The organism is Abiotrophia defectiva ATCC 49176, assembly GCF_037041345.1.
GTDB lineage: Bacteria > Bacillota > Bacilli > Lactobacillales > Aerococcaceae > Abiotrophia.
The window spans coordinates 774,123-792,208 of the sequence record NZ_CP146287.1 but is presented as its reverse complement, the minus strand read 5'-3'; the positions used below and the strand labels follow the sequence as shown (position 1 = coordinate 792,208).

The window sequence follows — 18,086 nt, the reverse complement described above, 5'->3', positions numbered from 1 at the left end:
AACACCAGCACTTCGTCAGGATAAAGCTTCATTGTGAATCGCCACCTATTTAATTCCGTAGCTAATTATAATACATCTACTAGTAAAATGCACGGTATTTTTCAGTATTTCAGCAACAAAATTTTACTATTGCACATGCAAGTGCTTCTTGACTAAGCAAGCAATCATAACATTACTTAATAGCGAACGATAGGCGAATTTCACTAACTATATTTAGTGTTTAGGACCACATAAGGCCTAGTACTTTCAAACCGCACAAAAAAAGACCGAGACTGGATCTCGGTCTTTTGTCTTCTTAGTCTAGATTGCTGAAGCCTTCGCCAAGCAAGTTGGTCTCTGGCGACACATTCCAGATGCTTTCGGCGTAACGCAAGATGGTGTAGTCTGACGAGAATTTGCCGGAGTAGGCAATATTGGTCAGGGCACGTTTAGCCCATTCCTTAGGCTCTTGATAGAGCTTGTCAGCAGCCATTTGCGCCTCATAGAAGCTTGGGTAGTCTTGCAGGAGGAAGTACTCATCATTGTAGAGGACCAGGGAATCGAAGATCTCACGTCCTTCTGCTTCGATATTAGGGATGGTCCCGTCAATGAAGGCATTGAGCACACGCTTAATCTGTGGATTTTCCTCATAGATGGCCCGTGAGTAGTAGTTATTAGCCTCACGCAATTTTTGGACATCGTCGGCCGTCATACCAAAGAGGAAGATGTTGTCGTCACCGACTAGGTCGTAGATTTCAACGTTGGCACCGTCCAAGGTCGCCATGGTTAAAGCCCCGTTAGCCATTAACTTCATGTTAGAAGTCCCGGACGCTTCCTTACCCGCCAAGGAAATTTGTTCCGATAAGTTAGCAGCAGGAATAATTAATTCGGCTAGGGAAACCCCATAGTTTTCTACAAAGACAATCTTGATCTTGTCGCCAATGACTGGGTCATTGTTAACCAAATTAGCCAATTCATTAATAATCTTGATGACAGACTTAGCATAGTGGTAGCTTGGCGCTGCCTTGGCCCCAAAAATGAAGACCCGTTTAGCAAAGTCAGCCTTAGGATTCTCCTTAAGGGTCAAGTAGCGATCTACAATATGCATGACTTGCAGGAGTTGGCGCTTGTAGGCATGGAGTCGCTTGATTTGCACGTCAAATAAGGCAGTCGGATCAATGTCTAGCTTCATCTCTTCCTTAACGAAACGAGCAAAGCGTTCCTTGTTGGCCAACTTGACTTCTTGCAATTGCTCTAGGACCTCATCATTATCGCGGAAGGCTTGGAGAATGTTCATTTCCCTTGGCTTGAAGCGCCAGCGGTTGCCAATATGTTGGTCTAAGACCTTGCTCAGGCCTTCATTGGCTAGCTGCACCCAACGACGATGAGTCACCCCATTGGTCTTGTTGTTGAAGCGGAATGGATAGATGGTCTTGAAATCCCGCAAGGTGTAGTGTTCCAAAATCTCGGTATGGAGTTTGGCTACCCCGTTAACACTGTGGCTGGCAATAATGGCTAGGTTAGCCATGAGCACTTGGTCCCCGTCGATTGGTGCTGTACGGTGGGCTAGTTCCGCCCCGTAGAGGGCTGTCTTGTTAACCAAGTGACGTCGGTTGATTTCATAGATAATCTGCATAATCCGTGGCAAGAGGCCTTCAATCATGTAGATAGGCCACCGTTCCATGGCTTCCGCCAAGATGGTGTGGTTAGTGTAAGAAGTTGATTTCTTAACGATGTTCCAAGCTTGACCCCAAGTCAGGCTCTCTTCATCGACCAGAATCCGCATCAATTCTGGAATACAGAGGGTTGGGTGGGTATCGTTAATGTGGATAGCCACCTTATCAGGGAAGACGCTCCAAGGCAATTCGAGAGTCTTGAAGTAGCGGACAATACTTTGAATCCCGGCTGAACACATGAAGTATTCTTGCTTAAGACGCAAGAGGCGGCCTTCATAGTTAGAGTCATCTGGATAGAGCACTTCCGTGATTTCTTGGATTTCCTTGCGTTGTTCAGGTGTCGTGAAATAAGACTCGTGGCCTGGCGGAATTTCGGCCGTGAAGAGACGTAGGTTGTTGACCACGTCATTACGATAGCCGATTTGTGGTGTATCGTAAGGCACCGCCAAAACATCAAAGGTATTCTCATAGACTGGCTTCAAGTCCCCAAATTTATTAGGTTCTAACCAGACATTGCCGCCAAAGCGAACAATAACGGACTTGGATTCCTTGCGGACTTCCCAAGAGTTAGGATTACGCAACCAGTTTTCTGGCAATTCAATTTGGTAGCCGTCGATGAATTTCTGCTTGAAGAGCCCATAACGGTAGCGAATACCGCAACCATTGCCCGGCACACCGGTGGCCGCCATGGAATCCATGAAGCAAGAAGCCAAACGGCCCAAGCCCCCGTTCCCTAAGGCTGGATCGACTTCAGCAGCCGCTACAGCTTCAAAGTCTAGGCCCAATTCTTCCAGGGCAGTTCGAGCCGTATCTAACAAGTCTAAGTTAAGCAAATAACGCTTGAGCTGGCGACCTGGCAAGAACTCCATGGAGAAGTAGAAGACTTGCTTCTGCTTGCTGTCCAGTTTCCCTTGGTTGTAGTGGACCCATTTGTCAGTATAGATAGAGCGTAATAATTGGCCTAAGGCTTGGAATTGTTCGGTAGTGCTACCAGAGGTATAAGGCACGGCGAACATGTCTTCAAACTTCTTCTTATAGGCGTCTTTGAATGCATCGACCTTCATTGATTTCCTCCTAAATAAGTGTGGCATAAGCCCAAGAAAGAGACGCAAGCAAGCGCTTGGTCTCTTCTGAGCTAACTATCCTTGAAGTAGCGAATGGTAGAGGGCTAAGTATTCTTTGGTTGGCCCGGTCCAAGAGAAGTCTCGGGTCATGGCCTGTTCTACCAATTGCTTGTGAGCGCCAGGTTGGTTATAGTAGACATCTAGCGCATAGTAGATGGTTTGGAGCATGGTCCAACCGTCGAAACGATTGAAGGAATAACCTGTCCCCTCCCCGGTATATTGGTTGTAAGGTTGAACGGTGTCACGCAAGCCCCCTGTCTCATGGACAATTGGCAAGGTCCCATAGCGCATGGCCATGAGTTGTGACAGGCCGCAAGGCTCGAAGGCACTTGGCATCAAGAAGAAGTCACAGCTAGCATAGATTTGTTGGGCTAGCCCCAAGTCAAAGGTAATAAGACTCTTCATCTTGTCAGGATAACGTGACTCGAAGTAACGGAAGGAGTGCTCGAATTGCGGCTCCCCAGTCCCTAAGAGGACTACCTGAACTTCTGCTTGCAGTAATTCTTCCATGCGTTCTTCCACTAGCTGGAAGCCCTTCTGGTCGGTCAAGCGAGAGACCATACCAATCATGGCCACATCTGGATTGACCGGCAAGCCTAAGCGTTCTTGCAAGGCCGCCTTGTTAGCTGCCTTACCACTTAAGTCCGAGACATTAAAGTGATGTGGAATGAGTGGATCTGTCTCAGGGTTATTGAGGTCATAGTCAATACCGTTAATAATCCCGCTTAATTTCCATTCGTTGTACTTGAGGACCCCTTCTAGGTTCTCACCAAAGGCCTGGGTAGTAATCTCATGGGCATAGGTTGGACTAACCGTAGTAATCCGGTCAGAGAAGTTAATGCCGCCCTTGAGATAGTTGACCCGGTCATAGTACTTAGCCCCATCTTCGGTATAGACGTTATAGCCGGTCCCGAAGACCTGGCCCAGGATGACTGGATCATAGACCCCTTGGAAACGTAGGTTGTGAATGGTCAAGACCTTACGGATATGACGCAAGCGGTCTTTCCAGTGATAACGGTCCACCAGGAGCACGGGCACCATAGCAGTATGCCAGTCATTACAGTGAATAATGTCTGGAATCCAGTCAATGACTTCCAGCATCTCAATAATAGCCGTTGAGAAGTAGCCGAAACGTTCGCCATCATCCCATTGACCATAGAGGGCCGGCCGGTCAAAGTAAGCCAAGTTATCGATAAAGTAGTACTTGACCCCGTCCATTTCCAGATACTTAATGCCGCAGTAGACATTCCGACCGCCTAATTGGAAGCGGAAATGGGCAATTTCTTGGATTTGGTCCTTGTATTGCTGAGGCGTTTGGGTGTAGTAAGGCAAGACCACCCGAATGTCTACGCCCTGCTTAGCCAATTCCTTAGGCAAGGCATAGGCAACGTCACCTAGGCCGCCCGTCTTGAAAAAGGGTGCCGCTTCTGCGGAAGCAAATAAAACTTTCATGGCGACTCCTTTATTCTGCTGGGATGACGGTGTTCTTGCTAATCACGACCACATTGTCAGGTGTCCCAATGACGTGAGCGCCTGGTTCAACGACACAGCCCTTGTCCAGGATGGCGTATTCAACACGTGCCCCATCGCCAATCTTAGTTCCTTGTAGGATGATGGAATCCTTGACATGAGCCCCGTCCGATACATGTACCTTACGGGAAATGAGTGAGCGTTCCACCTTACCTGCTAGGTAAGAACCAGAGGCCACCACGGATGAACGCACATCAGAACTTGGCGCATAGTAGGACGGTACCCCATTCTTGGTCTTAGTCAAGATTGGTTGGCTTGAGTAGAACAAGGAAGTGAAGTTTTGACGGTCTAACATGTCCATATTAGCCTTGTAGTAACGTTCAATGGAGTCAATGTTCGCCATATAACCCGTGTACTTGTATGGGTTAACGGTGTAGTCTAAGAGATAGTGTTGAATCAATTCATCCACTTCCATGTAGACTTCTTCGTCAACCGCCCGGTCAATGATATCGTTGAGGGTCTTAACGCTGAGGAAGTACATGCTGAGGGAAGCATCTACCTTCTCTTCCTCCCCTAAATCACCGTATTCAACCAATCCCTTGACTTGGCGGTTGGCATCGAATTTAAGGGCACGAGATTTAGGGTTTTGATCGCCTAATTTTTCTTTGTCTAATTGTTTGTAGATAAGGGTAATATCCTTACCTTCAGCCACATGGTGGCGGAAGACGCCGCGGATATCCACGTTAGCAATAATCTTAGATCCGGCTACAAAGACATACTCAGCCTTAGCCCGAGACATGAAGACCCGATGGTTGTAGTAGTAATCTTCGTAGAGGTTTTCTTGGTGGTGGCGGAGCTTCCAGTTCTGTTGAGAGAAGGTGAAAATCCCACCTGATACTTGAGAATCCAAGTCCCAAGCTGCCCCAGAACGGATGTGGTCATAGATTGAACGACCTGATTCAGCGATGAAGAGGGCTACCGAATCAATTTCCGCATGGCAAATGCTGGACAAGGCGAAGTCAATCACCCGATAGCGGTCAGCAAATGGTAAGGCGGCAATGGGCCGGTTTTGGGTCAATGGTTTTAATAATTGATCATCTTCGGTCAAATTGAGAATCGCACATAACTTATTCTTCACCATCATTTTTTGGTCCTCCTACTACTTCAGCATATCCTACAGTGGCAATTTGGTCTGGGGTCCCGATGACACTTGCTCCGTCCGCAATCACGGCTTGTTCACCGATAATAGCATATTCAACGCGACAGCCTTTACCGATGGTGGCACTGGACATGACCACAGAATGGTCAACCTGGCTATTAGGCCCTACCTTGACATCACGCGACAAGAGGGAGTTGCCCACTTGGCCGGCAATGTAACAGCCATCCACAACTAGCGAGTGCTTAATTTGCGCGTCCTCTGTTAAGAATTGTGGTGGGGTCACAGGGTTGGAGGTATAAATCCGCCAAGTATCCTCACTAATGTTGAGTGGATGTTCTGGGTCCAAGAATTCCATGTTAGCTTCCCAGAGAGATTCGATGGTACCCACGTCTTTCCAGTAGCCTTCAAATGAGTAGGCAAAGCAGTTTTCAGCATTGCTTAGGTAGGCTGGAATAACGTTCTTACCGAAGTCTTCCATCTCGCGGTTCTTAGCTTGGTCTTCCACCAAGTAACGGCGCAAGGTATCCCAGTTGAAGATGTAAATCCCCATGGAAGCCAGGTTGCTCTTAGGTTGAGCTGGTTTTTCTTCGAACTCGATAATGCGACTATTTTGGTCTGTGTTCATAATCCCGAACCGTGAGGCTTCCTTCATGGAAACTGGGATAACCCCAACGGTCAAGCTAGCCTTGTTCTTAATGTGGTCTTCTAACATAGCTGCATAGTCCATCTTGTAGATATGGTCACCTGATAGAATGAGGACATACTTAGGATCTAAGGAATCAATATAGCTGATGTTTTGGTAGATGGCATTGGCAGTCCCTTTGAACCATTTTTCGCCATCTGAGCTAGAGTAAGGTTGGAGGATGGTAGCCCCACCTGAACGGCTGGTTAAGCCCCAGGCTGCCCCTTTGCCAATGTGTTCGTTAAGCTCTAAAGGTTGATACTGGGTTACTACCCCAATATTCTTAATCCCAGAGTTGGCGCAGTTACTTAAAGCAAAGTCAATAATGCGGTATTTCCCTCCAAAGGGAACGGCTGGCTTAGCCGTTTGTTTGGTTAAGACACCCAGACGGGTCCCTTGACCACCGGCTAAAATCATCGCGATCATATCTTGTTTCATATACACACATGCGAAACTAGCTGACTCACTCGGCGTAAGAAGTCAGTTAATTTCATCTCCTTTCTTAGCTTTTATTTAGCGCCGTAAATACGTTTGGGTTTGATATAGAGCACACCCAGACTAGGAACTGTTGTGACAATGGAGTAAGGTTGTCCATCATGAGGCACTTCTTCTGTCTTCATGACTGGTAGATTCTCGGTCCACCGTCCGCCAAACTCTTGCATTTGCGAGTTGAGCAGGACTTCGTACTCTCCTTTATAAGGCACCCCAATTCGGTATTCCTGACGTTCAACTGGGATAAAGTTCAAGGCAATGATTAAGAAATCACGCTTGGCCTTACCCTGCCGCATCATGGTCAGGACAGCCTGTTCCACATTGTCAGCATCTAGGACGGTCAGACCTGCTGGCTCAGTATCATAATAATGCAGGGCCTTATAGTCCCTACCGATTTGATTGAGGGTCTTCATATAGTGTTGGTACTCGCGGTTGAACTCGAAGCTCAAGTCCTTCCATTCCAACTCGGAGTAGTAGCGCCATTCCAGGTATTGGCCTAGCTCGTTACCCATAAAGTGTAACTTCTTACCAGGCTGGGCCATCATGTAACCATGCAAGAGACGCAGGGTCTCAAACTGAGTTTCGCGGTTGCCCGGAATCTTATCTAAGAGCGACTTCTTACCGTGGACCACTTCGTCATGAGAAAATGGCAGGACATAACGTTCATTGTATTGGTACATAAAGACGAAGGTAATTAAACGGAAATTCTGTGGTCGGTAATAAGGATCGGTCTCGAAGAAACGCAGGGTATCATTCATCCAGCCCATATTCCATTTGTAGTCAAAGCCCAATCCCCCTTCTGAAACAGCATGCGTGATGCCCTTCCAGTCGGTACTTTCTTCCGCAATCATGAGGACATGCGGCAGATGATCTTTGATCGTGGTATTGAGTTTTTGGAGGAAGGCCACCCCTTGGCGGTTGTGGTTGCTGCCGTCTTCGTTAGGCGTCCAAGGCCCTTGGTCAAAGTCCAAGTAAAGCATGTTAGACACGGCATCCACCCGCAAACCATCCAAGTGACATTCCTTAAGCCAGAACATGGCGTTAGAAATGAGGAAGCTTTGGACTTGGTTCTTACCCAAGTCGAAGTTGAGCGTCCCCCAACCTACGTTGTTAGCCCGGTTGACATCTTGGTATTCAAAGGTTGGGGTCCCATCATAGTAAGCCAAGGCATTGGCATTACGGCAGAAGTGACCAGGCACCCAGTCCATGATGACCCCGATGCCCGCTTGGTGGGCCTGGTTAACGAAGTCCTTGAACTCTTCCAAGGTCCCGTAGCGGCCACAGACAGCATAGTAACCGGTAATCTGATAACCCCAAGAAGCATCCAGCGGATGATCCATAAGTGGCATCATTTCAATATGGGTGTAGCCCATTTCCTTAACATAAGGAATCAGGCTGTCTGCCAGTTCCGCAAAGGTATAGGTGCGGCCGTCAGGGTGGCGGCGCCAAGAACTGGCGTGCACTTCATAAATGTTGAGAGGCGAATGAACGCTATTCTTACGCCATTGCTGGTTCATCCAAACCTGGTCAGACCATTCAAAGTCCTCCAAGCCCCAAACCACCGTAGCATCCTTAGGGGCAATCTCAAAGTTAAAACCAAAGGGATCAATCTTATATTCGATATGACCATTGCCATGGTCAATCCCAACCTTGTAACACTGACTTCGCTCAACTCCTTGGATGATGCCAGCCCATACCCCACCTTCAATATGGCTGAGTGGCTCATTCTGCCAGTGATTGAAATCACCTAGAATGTAAACATTGGCTGCATGAGGAGCCCAAATGGCGAAGCGATAGCCCGTCACTCCATCTTGGTCCACCTTGTGACAGCCTAAAAATTGGTAGGCTGCTTCATGGTTACCGTGATTGAAATGATAGATGTGTTCCGAAAGTTGTTCTTGTAATGCTGCGAAAGTCATTCTATCCCTCCCTTTGTTTGTTTATACATTTATTATAGCACTGAAAGCGTTTCATGTAAACGCATACGACTAGACAATTTGCTATTTTATTTACCTGAAAATATCGTACAAAATATTCCCGTCCACATATTGATGGAAATTAAGTTTGAGCGCCGATAAAATGGTTGGCGCATGATCAATCAATCTGCCCGTCTCTACGGCATGCCCCACTTTAACATCTGGCCCGTGGTAAAAGGCCGTTGTCGCATAGTGATTACGCGCTGGATGATAGCCATGGGTGGCATGTAAGAGCTTGGCATCCGAAGTTGGATTATCCACCGATTCTTGGAAGTCACCCGCTAAATCATCTAAGAAATAGTAACCTTTCTTGGCTTCAATCATGAAGAGGCAGTTAGGGTCCGCCCCGAAGTCAGCCGCTTCTTGAGCTGTGTAAACTGTCTCAATCATAGGCATCATAGGCCGTAAAGTGTCCAAAATTTCTTTGACCGTTATCTTAGCGCCCGGCTTGCGATAGATATAGGCACAGCCATCCGCGCCCTTGCAATAAACTTGCCAAGACTTGATGGTGCCGTCACGACCTAAGGTTTGCCAACCAGCTTGGCGGCTAAGCAGGTGGTTAGGCCGCACCACGGTATGGGTATTAAGTTGATAGTGGTCCCCCACCAAGACGAAGAGGCAGTCTTCCCATTGGCCCATGTCTTCTAAGAGTCGAATAATACGCCCTAGGCGACCATCGAAGTCGATAATGGCTTGCTTGGCTTGCTCCGAATTAACTCCGTAGTAGTGGCGCATGCTATCCAGCTGCAGGAAGTGCGCCGTCACGAAATCGGGATTGTAATCACGAATGGTATCCAGCAAGACTCCTTCTAGGAAATAATCCAGAGCCGGTTGCTGAATGCCGTCACGTTTATGACCATGGCGGGCTTCCATTTTGAGCAAGAAAGGAATGCTGGAAGCAGCTAGTGACACCATTGCCTGATTCTGCCAAGGTCGGTTGGGAATAATTTCCGCTAAATTATAGTCGATGGACTTGTTACGCCCCATGACCGGCCAGAGCAAGGAAGCCGTCTTATAGCCGGCCCGCTTGAAAACATCGTAGAGGGTTTCCCCTTGGACTTCCTTAGCATACCAGTGCCAGTCAGGACTATGACGCTCTGGCTGAATCTTGGTATTATTGACAATTTGGTGATGCAGAGGCAGCAAACCTGTCATAATACTGGTGTGGGCCACATAGGTCAGTGAAGGATAGGTCGATTGGACCTTCTTAACCCAAGTCCCCTTATCTAAGAGACGCTTAAAGTTAGGTAATTTACTCGCAAAGGCAACATCCTCATAGCCAAATGCGTCAAAAGAGATTAAATATACTTTTCGTTTTGCCATATAACCAGCTCCAGTTCCTAGTCTTTCGATTATCCTGTGCCTAGTCTAAATTTACTTAAATTTTATCAGACTTCCCTAGCTTTTTCCACAAAAAGCCATAAGTTACACCATCATTTTTGTGTAATCATTCGTCTTTTTTATGAAAAAGCTAAGCTGCACTCATTCTTATTATACACCCAAACAAGAAAAAATACCCTAGAGTATCTGACTTTAAAGAAGAAAATTTAGAACTCTTTAACAAGCAAAATACCCTGACTTTCCTTAAGAGCAGTCAGGGTATTTTGCTTAAAATCTGGGTCTACAAGTCATAATGAATGGCTTCTCTGTAGGTCTCATAAATCTGACGGTTCTTGTCATCTCCGCCATCCAAATTAGCTGAGTAAAAGATAGGGACAGGACTCAATCCTGACTGGGCTAAGTTCCGACTCACTTCTACTACTAGATGGTTAAGAATGCAGGCGCCAATCACCGTTGAACTAGGTCCTACCGGCTGCTCGATACCTGGAACCTGACAAGCCCCATCGCCAATATGGCCGTGATTATCTAGCACTAAGTCTGCTACCTCACATAAGCGATGGCCACTGGGATGCCGGCTCTTAGTTGCTCGAGAATAGGTGAGATTGGTCAAAGCTATGACATAGACGCCCTTTTCTTTGGCAGCTAGGGCTAGATCCACCGCAACCGGATTTCGCCCCGAGACCGAATGGACGATTAGAACATCACCAGCCTTAAAGGGTGTTTTCTTGGCCAATAGCTGGCCATAGCCCACTAGGCGTTCCATCTGGCTAGTGGCGCTAATGGGCCGCGTATCTAACATTAGTTCCCTCCCAAAGATGGGGTTGATAGATACTAAGCCACCTGCCCGGTAGAACATTTCTTCAGCCAAGATCCCGGCATGGCTAGCACCAAAGATGAAGATTGCTTGCTTCTTCTTAATTGCATCTGACAGAATCTCTACCGCTTGTGCCAGACTAGTAGCCTCCAGCTCCTCAACCTGGCTTAGAATCTCCCTAATTCTTTGGAAATAGGCAAACACTTTCTAAGCACCTCCAAAGAGCATCCCCAGTAACTTAGCAATAATCGACATAACGGATAGGTCGTTCCCACCAAAGACGAAGAGCCAGTTTTGAATGGTGGTAGACAGCATGGTCCCAGAAATGGCTACCAAGATGACCATGACCGCGGCAGCAACTGCGGTCCCTATGATGGCCCCACGCAGACCACCCTGCCCTTCAGCAATGACGGCCGCCCCACCACATTCAAAGAAGCTGGTGATGACTAGCGGCACTAACAAAACGCCGAAGACATTGGTTGTGTTCACAATCAGAATCATGGCAGTAGAGCTAATCATGGCGATGATAAAACCGATTAAAACGGCATTTGGCCGATAGTTGAATAAAATTGGCACATCAAAGGCCATTTTGGCACCAGGTACCACTTTTTCAGCAATCCCTTGGAAGGCTGGCATGATTTGGTTAATCAATAAACGAACCCCATAGAGTAAGACCAAAAGACCACCAGCAAATTCTAAGGAAGATTGAATGGAGTAGCTAATGAGGTTGTTCTTAGCTGGTACTAGACTTGGAATGAAGCAACCTACAATCAGGTTCATGACTAACATGACCAAGCCACCGGTGATGGAAATTTCGCGGAAGAAGGATAGCCCAGCAGGGAGATCAAGATCTTCGGTTGATTTTTTCTTGTCCCCTACCACACGGGCTACACTCCCTGCTATGATACAGAGGATACCAGTTGGGTGCCCAATTAAGAAGGAATCATCCCCTGTGGCATCCCAGACAAAGCGACGTGTAATCCATGGCCCCAATGACCAGTATAGAGCGGATAAGACGGCCCCCACAATGATTAACATAGTACCCGATACCTTGGCTTCCACCAGACCAGCCACAATCACAAATGGGAACCACCAGAGCATATTACCTGTTAAGAAAATGGTCTTAATCGGTGTGAATCTGGCAATCGCCAGGTGCAGCGCAAGCGCTATGAACATGGTGACACCCACGGTCCCACCGTACTCAGCCGTGAAAGAAGCGTCAGACAAGCCTTCTGATACACTAACCCCTAGGCTGGTTTGAACGGCCGTATTGATTGGCGCAATGGAACCCAACAACATGTTGACCCCTGTCGACAAGATAACCATCCCGAAGGCAGCTGTCAAACTCCCCTTGATAACATCAGACACAGGCTTGTGTTGCACCAAAAGCCCGAACATAGCGATTAAGCCAAGTAATACAGGGGGATTTCGTAATATGTTATCAATAATAATATCCATGGTTATTCTCCTTTAGATGATAAGTAGCGGTTAAGTTGTTCCTTTACTTCGTTGGCATCCATGTATTTCTTAATTGGATAGATAGGAGCTTTAATGGTTTTTTCTAATTCTTGTTGCAACTCAAAACTGGTAAAGTAGACATCTGCCGGTGTCGCTTTGGCTGTTGACAGGTCTGTATTTTCGACTTCTGCATCAATCCCCAGTTCTCTGACGACTTTTTCGATGGTCATTCTTAAGACCAAGGAGCTCCCAACACCAAATCCACAAACTGCTAGAATTTTCATTTGACTTCCTCCTTTAATGTGTCTTTGATTTGTGCTAATTGCCCTGACTTAATTAATTGGAATTTGTCCTCATCCATGAACACAGTCATGAGTTCCTGTAAGAGAGCCAGATGACTAGTATTATCGACGGCTGCTAGGACTAAGAAGACCTTAGCCGGCTTACCACAGACATCAACGGCTTGCTTGACAATTAATAAGGACACTCCGATTTGCTTCACCCCTTCCCCTGGTCTTGCATGCATTAAGGCAAATTCATCTCCGATGACCATATAAGGACCGTTTTGAATGACTGAATCCATCATGGCGGTCACATAGTCCTCGCTAATACTCCCCTTTAGTAGGAGGGGCTGAGCTGCCAACCTCAGGGCCGACTGCCAATCCTCTACCCGCTCTACTACTTGGGCATTATCTAGTAGTTCATTCACACATTCCATAGTCGTTCTCCAATTGTTTTAGTAACCAAGCTTTATTGCGAACACCTTCCACAATAAAGTACATAACATCCCCTACCTTTGAGGTTTCTTCTTTTGCTACCAAAAGCAGGACCACTACATCCACCTTGTCGTAACCCCAGGCAATGGCCTTATCTAAGAGTAAGACCGAAATATTGCTGGTCTCAACTAATTGGGGATTAGCGTGAGGGATGGCTATGCCCTTATCCAGATAGGTGGATTGTTGTGCTTCCCTTTCTAGAATAGAGGCTAGCACTTGGGCCTTTTTGGCCTGGTTCATGTCCGGCTGTTGATCTAACAAGAAGCTGAGTGCTTCTTCTTGCGACTTGAAGTTACCTTTATAAATCGCATCAATCAGTCCCCTACCATGATTCATCATTTGGTACTGGTTGAGGGTGGATTGTCGGGCTACCACTTCGGCATAGGCCGTCATTATTTGCCGCATGTCTTCTTCCGTACACAAGGGACTAATGGTAATGACCGGACGCTTAAGGTTTTCAATGGGAACTGTAGAGATAATAAAGGAAATATCCTCTACTTCTAATTTCTCCAGTTGCTTTAAGGATACAATTTGTATGTCGTGCAAGTTTGGCAAGAACCTTTGGATCTTGGCATTAATATAGGTGCTAACACCAATCCCATTAGGAGAAACAATCACCACCTTTTTCTGGATAAATTTGCGCTCAATGGCCGCCTGGATATGCAAGACTAGAAAACCAATCTCGTCATCGGATATGAGCGGACATGCAGCTGGCAAGCCATAGCGACTGCCCTCATTAGTTAAGAGGAATTTGACATCTTGAAAAAGAGCATGATAGTTGCTTTTAATATCAGCTAGAAGCGGATTAACCAGGCTATTGTTGGCTTGAAGACGGGTGAAAAGCTGGTTCATATGGATGGCAATGTCTTCAAGCAACTTGTGGTCATCCTGTAAATCCAGATTGATAATGAGCGACACATCTTGAATAAGCGCACGAATCTGATCTTTTAAGTTTTCTTGAACCTGACCCTCCTCCTGAGAAAAACCGCTGCCTAACAAAATAGTCACTAGGTAACCTAGTTCGCTGGCGCTAAAAGCTAGATCACAGGCTGCCTCTAGGCGGCTAATCAACTCCCACAAACGAGGGTAATAACGCGTTGGCTCCAAGTAATTGGTGTCCAAAAGTTGTATACGGTGGCCTGCCTTAGCCCGACCAATTAAGAGACAAATGCTCGCGCTAATTTGAGCCATATTATCGCCCGGAATGGGCTGCTGCAATGAATCGCTGTATTCCTGTAGCAAGCAGATTACCCGATTATATAAAGCGCTGTCAAATCCATCTAAATAAAAAGGCTGATCCTGACTAATCATGAGCCGCTTCAAAATCTGCTGGGCTTGAATCTCACTACCACTAAAAAAAGTCCCTGAATTATTAAAGGACAAACTGGCGCCATCCTTTTGGAAAAAATGTTTAATGAGGTTGAAGTCATTGGACAAGCTGCTACGCGAAACAAAATATTGATCCGAAAGTTTTTGGTAACTTAAGGTCTCATAATCTAGTAAACGTAACATAATCTCCTGGCGCCGCAACCTATTATCATTAGCTATCATGTTCATTTATCTCACCCTCACACTTATAGCGTATCAGAAATTCTATCGACTAGGTATACCAAAAAAGCGAAGTCATTTGTAAGTAAAAAGCTGAACACCTCTAAATATAATATAACATAGTAAGAGACCAAACCCAAGCTAGCCATAGTCTTTGAAAAACTCCTATTATCTTGTCTAAAAACGTTTCCTTTTCTGCCCTTTTAGTGTAAAATAGAAAGACACAAGAAAAGTAGGTGACTTTACATGGCAACATATAACAAAGAAAGCTTGATTGAACGGGCTCGCCAACTCCTGCCTAAGGCTTATGCGCCCTATTCTCATTTTCCGGTTGGGGCGGTCCTTTTAATGGATGATGGCCAAATCATTGAAGGGGTCAATGTTGAGAATGTTTCCTTCGGTGCTACCAACTGCGCGGAGCGGACTGCCATCTTCACGGCTGTCACCCAAGGTTATGGTCCTAAATCCATCCAGGCTATCGCCGTTGCCGGAGATACAGAGGATTTCTTACCGCCTTGCTGCATTTGCCGCCAGGTCCTAGTGGAATTCTGCCGGCCTGACGTGCCCGTCTATCTGACTCGTCGCGACGGCCAAATTTACGAGACCACTGTCAGCCAAATCGTTCCACTCGCTTTCGAATCCTTAAAAATGTAAACTATAAGTATCAATACTTAGGAGGTATCCCATGGCACAAACTTTACTCCATGCTTGCATCCGCGTCCAAGACTTGGAAGCAACCCTTAAATTCTATACTCAACTCTTCGACTTCACCGTGAGCCGCGAAAGCCGCTATCCTGATCACGGCTTCGACTTGGTTTACTTAACGGTTCCAGGTAGCGACTTCGAATTGGAATTGACCTATAACTACGACCACGGTCCATATACAGTCGGCGATGGCTTCAGCCACTTGGCCTTGGGCGTTGATGACTTGGAAGCTGTTCATGAACGTTGCTTGGCTTCAGGCTATGCCACAACTGAAATGAAGGGCTTGCCTGGCAAACCACCACGCTACTTCTTCGTGACAGACCCAGATGGCTACCGTTTGGAAGTTATGCGTAACAACTAATAGAGTGAGTGAGGCTAGGCTTGTCCTAGCCTTTTTCTTTGGGACTAGGCCTTGCGCTAGCCCCTCCCCTATGTTATACTTAGAGCTCGATGAGCCGATGCGCAACCTGGTAGGTTGCCATCGTCAGCCTATCATAGGTCTCCTTAAGAGGCCGCACCCGGATGGTGGATAGGAAGGTCCCTGCTGTGAACAGTGACCTTGGCTAGCTAAGCTAGTTCTGACACCCAAAAGACCGCAGCCTAGGCCTAGCCTAAACTGCGGTCTTTTTTTATTTTAACTCATAGTGAAGGAACTCATACAGCAACACATAGTTTCCTTGACAGGAGTCAAAGCTCTCCTGACGTTCATAATCATCACCCACACGATTGAGGTAGGTCTTGCCGTCTGGCCCAAGCTCAATTTGACCATCCGCAAACTGCCACTCTTGGCCGCCCATCTCCTGCGGCGTCCAGTGGCCCTGCCTCATTTGGTGGTCTGCCTTGATAAAATTGTCCTGACTTAAGCTGGGGTCTGCCTGAGCTGCCACTTCTTTTAAGGCTGCTAGGTCACTTTGCCAGTCCCTCTCCATAGGACCTGGCTCATAGACCGCCAAGGCTTGCCAGGCTTTTTTATCTAAGCCGGCCGCTAACTGGGGTGATAGATCCAGTCGTACCCGGACCAAGATTCTTTCCCCTTTGTGGGGGCCTTGCGTCAAATCAACCAGGTAATGCGCCCCATCAATTTGCCGCATAGCACCTGGCTCACTTAGGCCCAAGACCTGTCCCAGGAGGACGGGCACCTGGTCTTGGATTTGCACCAGCAAGCCCTTGGCTTGCTCTTCTCTGTCACGTCTAAGTTGGGATTTGACCATAGACCATTGAATATTGGCCTGATAATAACGACTAACTTCATGTAAATGGGCCGTGTGGTCAGCTAAAAGCCACAGGACGCCCATTAAGGTCAGCTGACTAATCAGCATGAAGGCTAGCACCAAGGGAAAGGTAAAGCCTCTAGGGCCCACTTTCATCTTGCCTTGGCCTGAGCCAAAAGTAGGTTTGGTAGACTTGTCCATTGGTGAAGCTCACCTCCACTCGCAAACTCTCTCCAAATTGTGCCAGCCGCCACTCCGCTACTTGATAGAGATAGGGCTGGTAGCCAGGTTGCTTATAGAGGCGTTGCTTGTTCAAAACAATGCGATAAGTCTTCTTGTCATCTTGCCTGTCCACCAGGTCCAGATAGTCCAGACCTACTTGCTGGACTTGAAAGTGATTGAGCTCGGCCTCGAAGACCATGACGAAGTTTTGCCACTCTAGGCCATGATCGGTCTCGGCTGCCTTAATCCAACGCTGGTAGGACTGCAGGGTTAGGATGGCCGCCTCAAAGAGCAAGGCCAAAATTAAGAGGCTAAAGAGACATTCCACTAAGGTAAAGCCTTGCCTAGTCCGTCGCTTGAACATGGTAATGACTCCCCCGCTCAAACTCAATCCAACAGTCTTGGTCCTGACAAGCAAACTCAACGATTTGGGGATGGGCTTGTCTGGCCTGGATTAACCAGTCTTGGTCTTGTCGCATCCAACCTTCCACCATCAAGGCAAAGAGCCGCCACTCCTGACTAGCCACTTGACTGTCCTCAAGTCGCTGGTAAGCCTGATGCAGGGCTGGAAGGTAGAGGGCCATCATGGCCCCCAAGAGGAGGAAGCCCACCAAAGCTTCCAGGGCAACATGTCCCCTAGTCCCCTTAGGATGGCGGTGACCACTAATCCATTTCAAAGCGTCCACTCCCCAACTGAAAACGAATATGGTGCCTTTGGCCTGTTACCCGATTGACCAAGGTCACGGTCTTGAATTTCTCGGTGCGTCCATCACCAAAATAATGAAATTGCAAGAAAGTAACCAACTGCCAATCTTGGGGCAAGACATAGGCTTGTCGCGCCTGGGCCTGACCCAAGGGCTCAATCAGCACTTGATTGCCACCCGTCTCGAAGACCACCCGATAGGTCTGGTGGCGACTAATGGCCTGGGTCTGGCTGACCAGTAAGGCCTGGGCTAATTGGTCGCAGAATAGACGGCAGCGCCATTCTGCCAGAAAATTTCCCATGGACAGACTGGAAAAGCACCACAAGACGAGGCTGAGAATGACCATGACCAAGAGCGACTCCCAGAGGCTAAAGCCAGCCTGGCGAGCTGGTCGACTTGACATCATGGTTGAGGAATATTAATTGGCAGGGTAATGGTCGTATTCTCATCCAACTGCAAGAGCTTCTTGGCTTCCTCTACCTGCTTATCAGTCAAGTAGCCAGCAGTCTTGAGTTCTTTGACGGTTACCTCGCTATCATTTTCTGCCAATTTATAGGTATTGACTTGGGTTTCGATGATTTGCGCCATATTCTGACGCGCTTGCTTTTCAATTCTTTCCTTCTGACCAGCCACGTTTGGAATAATAATGGCCATGAGAAGGGCTACGATAATAAGGACGATCAACATTTCGATCAACGTGAAGGCATTCTTCCGCCGACCCTTCAGCACCCTTGCTTTCATGTTATGAC

The 18,086-nt window shown here is 47.3% G+C and carries 18 protein-coding genes; 2 read left to right on the top strand and 16 right to left on the bottom strand.

What is annotated here, in order from left to right; translation table 11 throughout:
• Positions 1–295 precede the first annotated feature (295 nt).
• The 11 genes from V7R82_RS03790 to V7R82_RS03740 all read right to left on the bottom strand — a co-directional run bounded on the left by V7R82_RS03790 (position 296) and on the right by V7R82_RS03740 (position 14,459).
• Positions 296–2,719, bottom strand: a complete 2,424-nt coding sequence (locus V7R82_RS03790; protein ID WP_338543504.1) for a glycogen/starch/alpha-glucan phosphorylase — start codon at positions 2,717–2,719, stop codon at positions 296–298.
• 75 nt (positions 2,720–2,794) lie between these two features.
• Complete coding sequence (glgA, locus tag V7R82_RS03785; RefSeq protein WP_314063868.1) at positions 2,795–4,231, bottom strand: glycogen synthase GlgA; 1,437 nt, start codon at positions 4,229–4,231, stop codon at positions 2,795–2,797.
• 10 nt (positions 4,232–4,241) lie between these two features.
• The gene (glgD, locus tag V7R82_RS03780; RefSeq protein ID WP_291431862.1) at positions 4,242–5,393 is read right to left on the bottom strand and encodes a glucose-1-phosphate adenylyltransferase subunit GlgD; all 1,152 of its coding nucleotides are present in this window, start codon (positions 5,391–5,393) and stop codon (positions 4,242–4,244) included.
• On the bottom strand, positions 5,377–6,528 hold the full coding sequence (locus V7R82_RS03775; RefSeq protein ID WP_338543499.1) for a glucose-1-phosphate adenylyltransferase: 1,152 nt from the start codon (positions 6,526–6,528) through the stop codon (positions 5,377–5,379). The genes glgD and V7R82_RS03775 overlap by 17 nt, the downstream gene beginning before the upstream one ends.
• A gap of 71 nt (positions 6,529–6,599) precedes the next feature.
• The gene (glgB, locus tag V7R82_RS03770) at positions 6,600–8,501 is read right to left on the bottom strand and encodes a 1,4-alpha-glucan branching protein GlgB (RefSeq protein WP_338543497.1); all 1,902 of its coding nucleotides are present in this window, start codon (positions 8,499–8,501) and stop codon (positions 6,600–6,602) included.
• A 90-nt stretch (positions 8,502–8,591) separates the two neighbouring features.
• Positions 8,592–9,881, bottom strand: coding sequence for an ectonucleotide pyrophosphatase/phosphodiesterase (locus tag V7R82_RS03765; protein WP_338543495.1), 1,290 nt, complete (start codon positions 9,879–9,881; stop codon positions 8,592–8,594).
• A gap of 298 nt (positions 9,882–10,179) precedes the next feature.
• The gene (locus V7R82_RS03760) at positions 10,180–10,917 is read right to left on the bottom strand and encodes an SIS domain-containing protein (RefSeq protein WP_338543493.1); all 738 of its coding nucleotides are present in this window, start codon (positions 10,915–10,917) and stop codon (positions 10,180–10,182) included.
• 3 nt (positions 10,918–10,920) lie between these two features.
• On the bottom strand, positions 10,921–12,171 hold the full coding sequence (locus V7R82_RS03755) for a PTS ascorbate transporter subunit IIC (RefSeq protein WP_338543491.1): 1,251 nt from the start codon (positions 12,169–12,171) through the stop codon (positions 10,921–10,923).
• 2 nt (positions 12,172–12,173) lie between these two features.
• Positions 12,174–12,455 (bottom strand): PTS sugar transporter subunit IIB, encoded by a 282-nt coding sequence (locus V7R82_RS03750; protein WP_306486854.1) that lies wholly within the window; start codon positions 12,453–12,455, stop codon positions 12,174–12,176.
• Positions 12,452–12,889, bottom strand: a complete 438-nt coding sequence (locus V7R82_RS03745) for a PTS sugar transporter subunit IIA (protein WP_306486855.1) — start codon at positions 12,887–12,889, stop codon at positions 12,452–12,454. Before V7R82_RS03745 ends, V7R82_RS03750 begins: the two co-directional genes overlap by 4 nt.
• Complete coding sequence (locus V7R82_RS03740; RefSeq protein ID WP_338543487.1) at positions 12,873–14,459, bottom strand: BglG family transcription antiterminator; 1,587 nt, start codon at positions 14,457–14,459, stop codon at positions 12,873–12,875. The genes V7R82_RS03745 and V7R82_RS03740 overlap by 17 nt, the downstream gene beginning before the upstream one ends.
• A gap of 282 nt (positions 14,460–14,741) precedes the next feature.
• On the opposite strand from V7R82_RS03740, the gene V7R82_RS03735 reads away from it, so the two are divergent.
• Positions 14,742–15,149, top strand: coding sequence for a cytidine deaminase (locus tag V7R82_RS03735; RefSeq protein WP_306486858.1), 408 nt, complete (start codon positions 14,742–14,744; stop codon positions 15,147–15,149).
• Between the two features lie 31 nt (positions 15,150–15,180).
• Positions 15,181–15,561, top strand: a complete 381-nt coding sequence (locus V7R82_RS03730; protein WP_070756148.1) for a VOC family protein — start codon at positions 15,181–15,183, stop codon at positions 15,559–15,561.
• Between the two features lie 268 nt (positions 15,562–15,829).
• Here V7R82_RS03730 and V7R82_RS03725 read toward each other — a convergent pair whose 3' ends face one another.
• From V7R82_RS03725 to comGC, 5 genes are read right to left on the bottom strand one after another with little or no spacing between them, the layout of a single operon-like run.
• The gene (locus V7R82_RS03725; RefSeq protein ID WP_338543485.1) at positions 15,830–16,612 is read right to left on the bottom strand and encodes a hypothetical protein; all 783 of its coding nucleotides are present in this window, start codon (positions 16,610–16,612) and stop codon (positions 15,830–15,832) included.
• Positions 16,551–16,997, bottom strand: a complete 447-nt coding sequence (gene comGF, locus V7R82_RS03720) for a competence type IV pilus minor pilin ComGF (protein ID WP_338543482.1) — start codon at positions 16,995–16,997, stop codon at positions 16,551–16,553. Before comGF ends, V7R82_RS03725 begins: the two co-directional genes overlap by 62 nt.
• Positions 16,978–17,310, bottom strand: a complete 333-nt coding sequence (locus V7R82_RS03715; protein ID WP_311468028.1) for a hypothetical protein — start codon at positions 17,308–17,310, stop codon at positions 16,978–16,980. The genes comGF and V7R82_RS03715 overlap by 20 nt, the downstream gene beginning before the upstream one ends.
• Positions 17,297–17,743 (bottom strand): competence type IV pilus minor pilin ComGD, encoded by a 447-nt coding sequence (comGD, locus tag V7R82_RS03710; RefSeq protein ID WP_338543479.1) that lies wholly within the window; start codon positions 17,741–17,743, stop codon positions 17,297–17,299. Before comGD ends, V7R82_RS03715 begins: the two co-directional genes overlap by 14 nt.
• Positions 17,740–18,078 carry a competence type IV pilus major pilin ComGC gene (comGC, locus tag V7R82_RS03705; protein ID WP_023391873.1) on the bottom strand — a complete coding sequence of 113 codons (339 nt, stop codon included), beginning with the start codon at positions 18,076–18,078 and terminating at the stop codon, positions 17,740–17,742. The genes comGD and comGC overlap by 4 nt, the downstream gene beginning before the upstream one ends.
• Positions 18,079–18,086 lie beyond the last annotated feature (8 nt).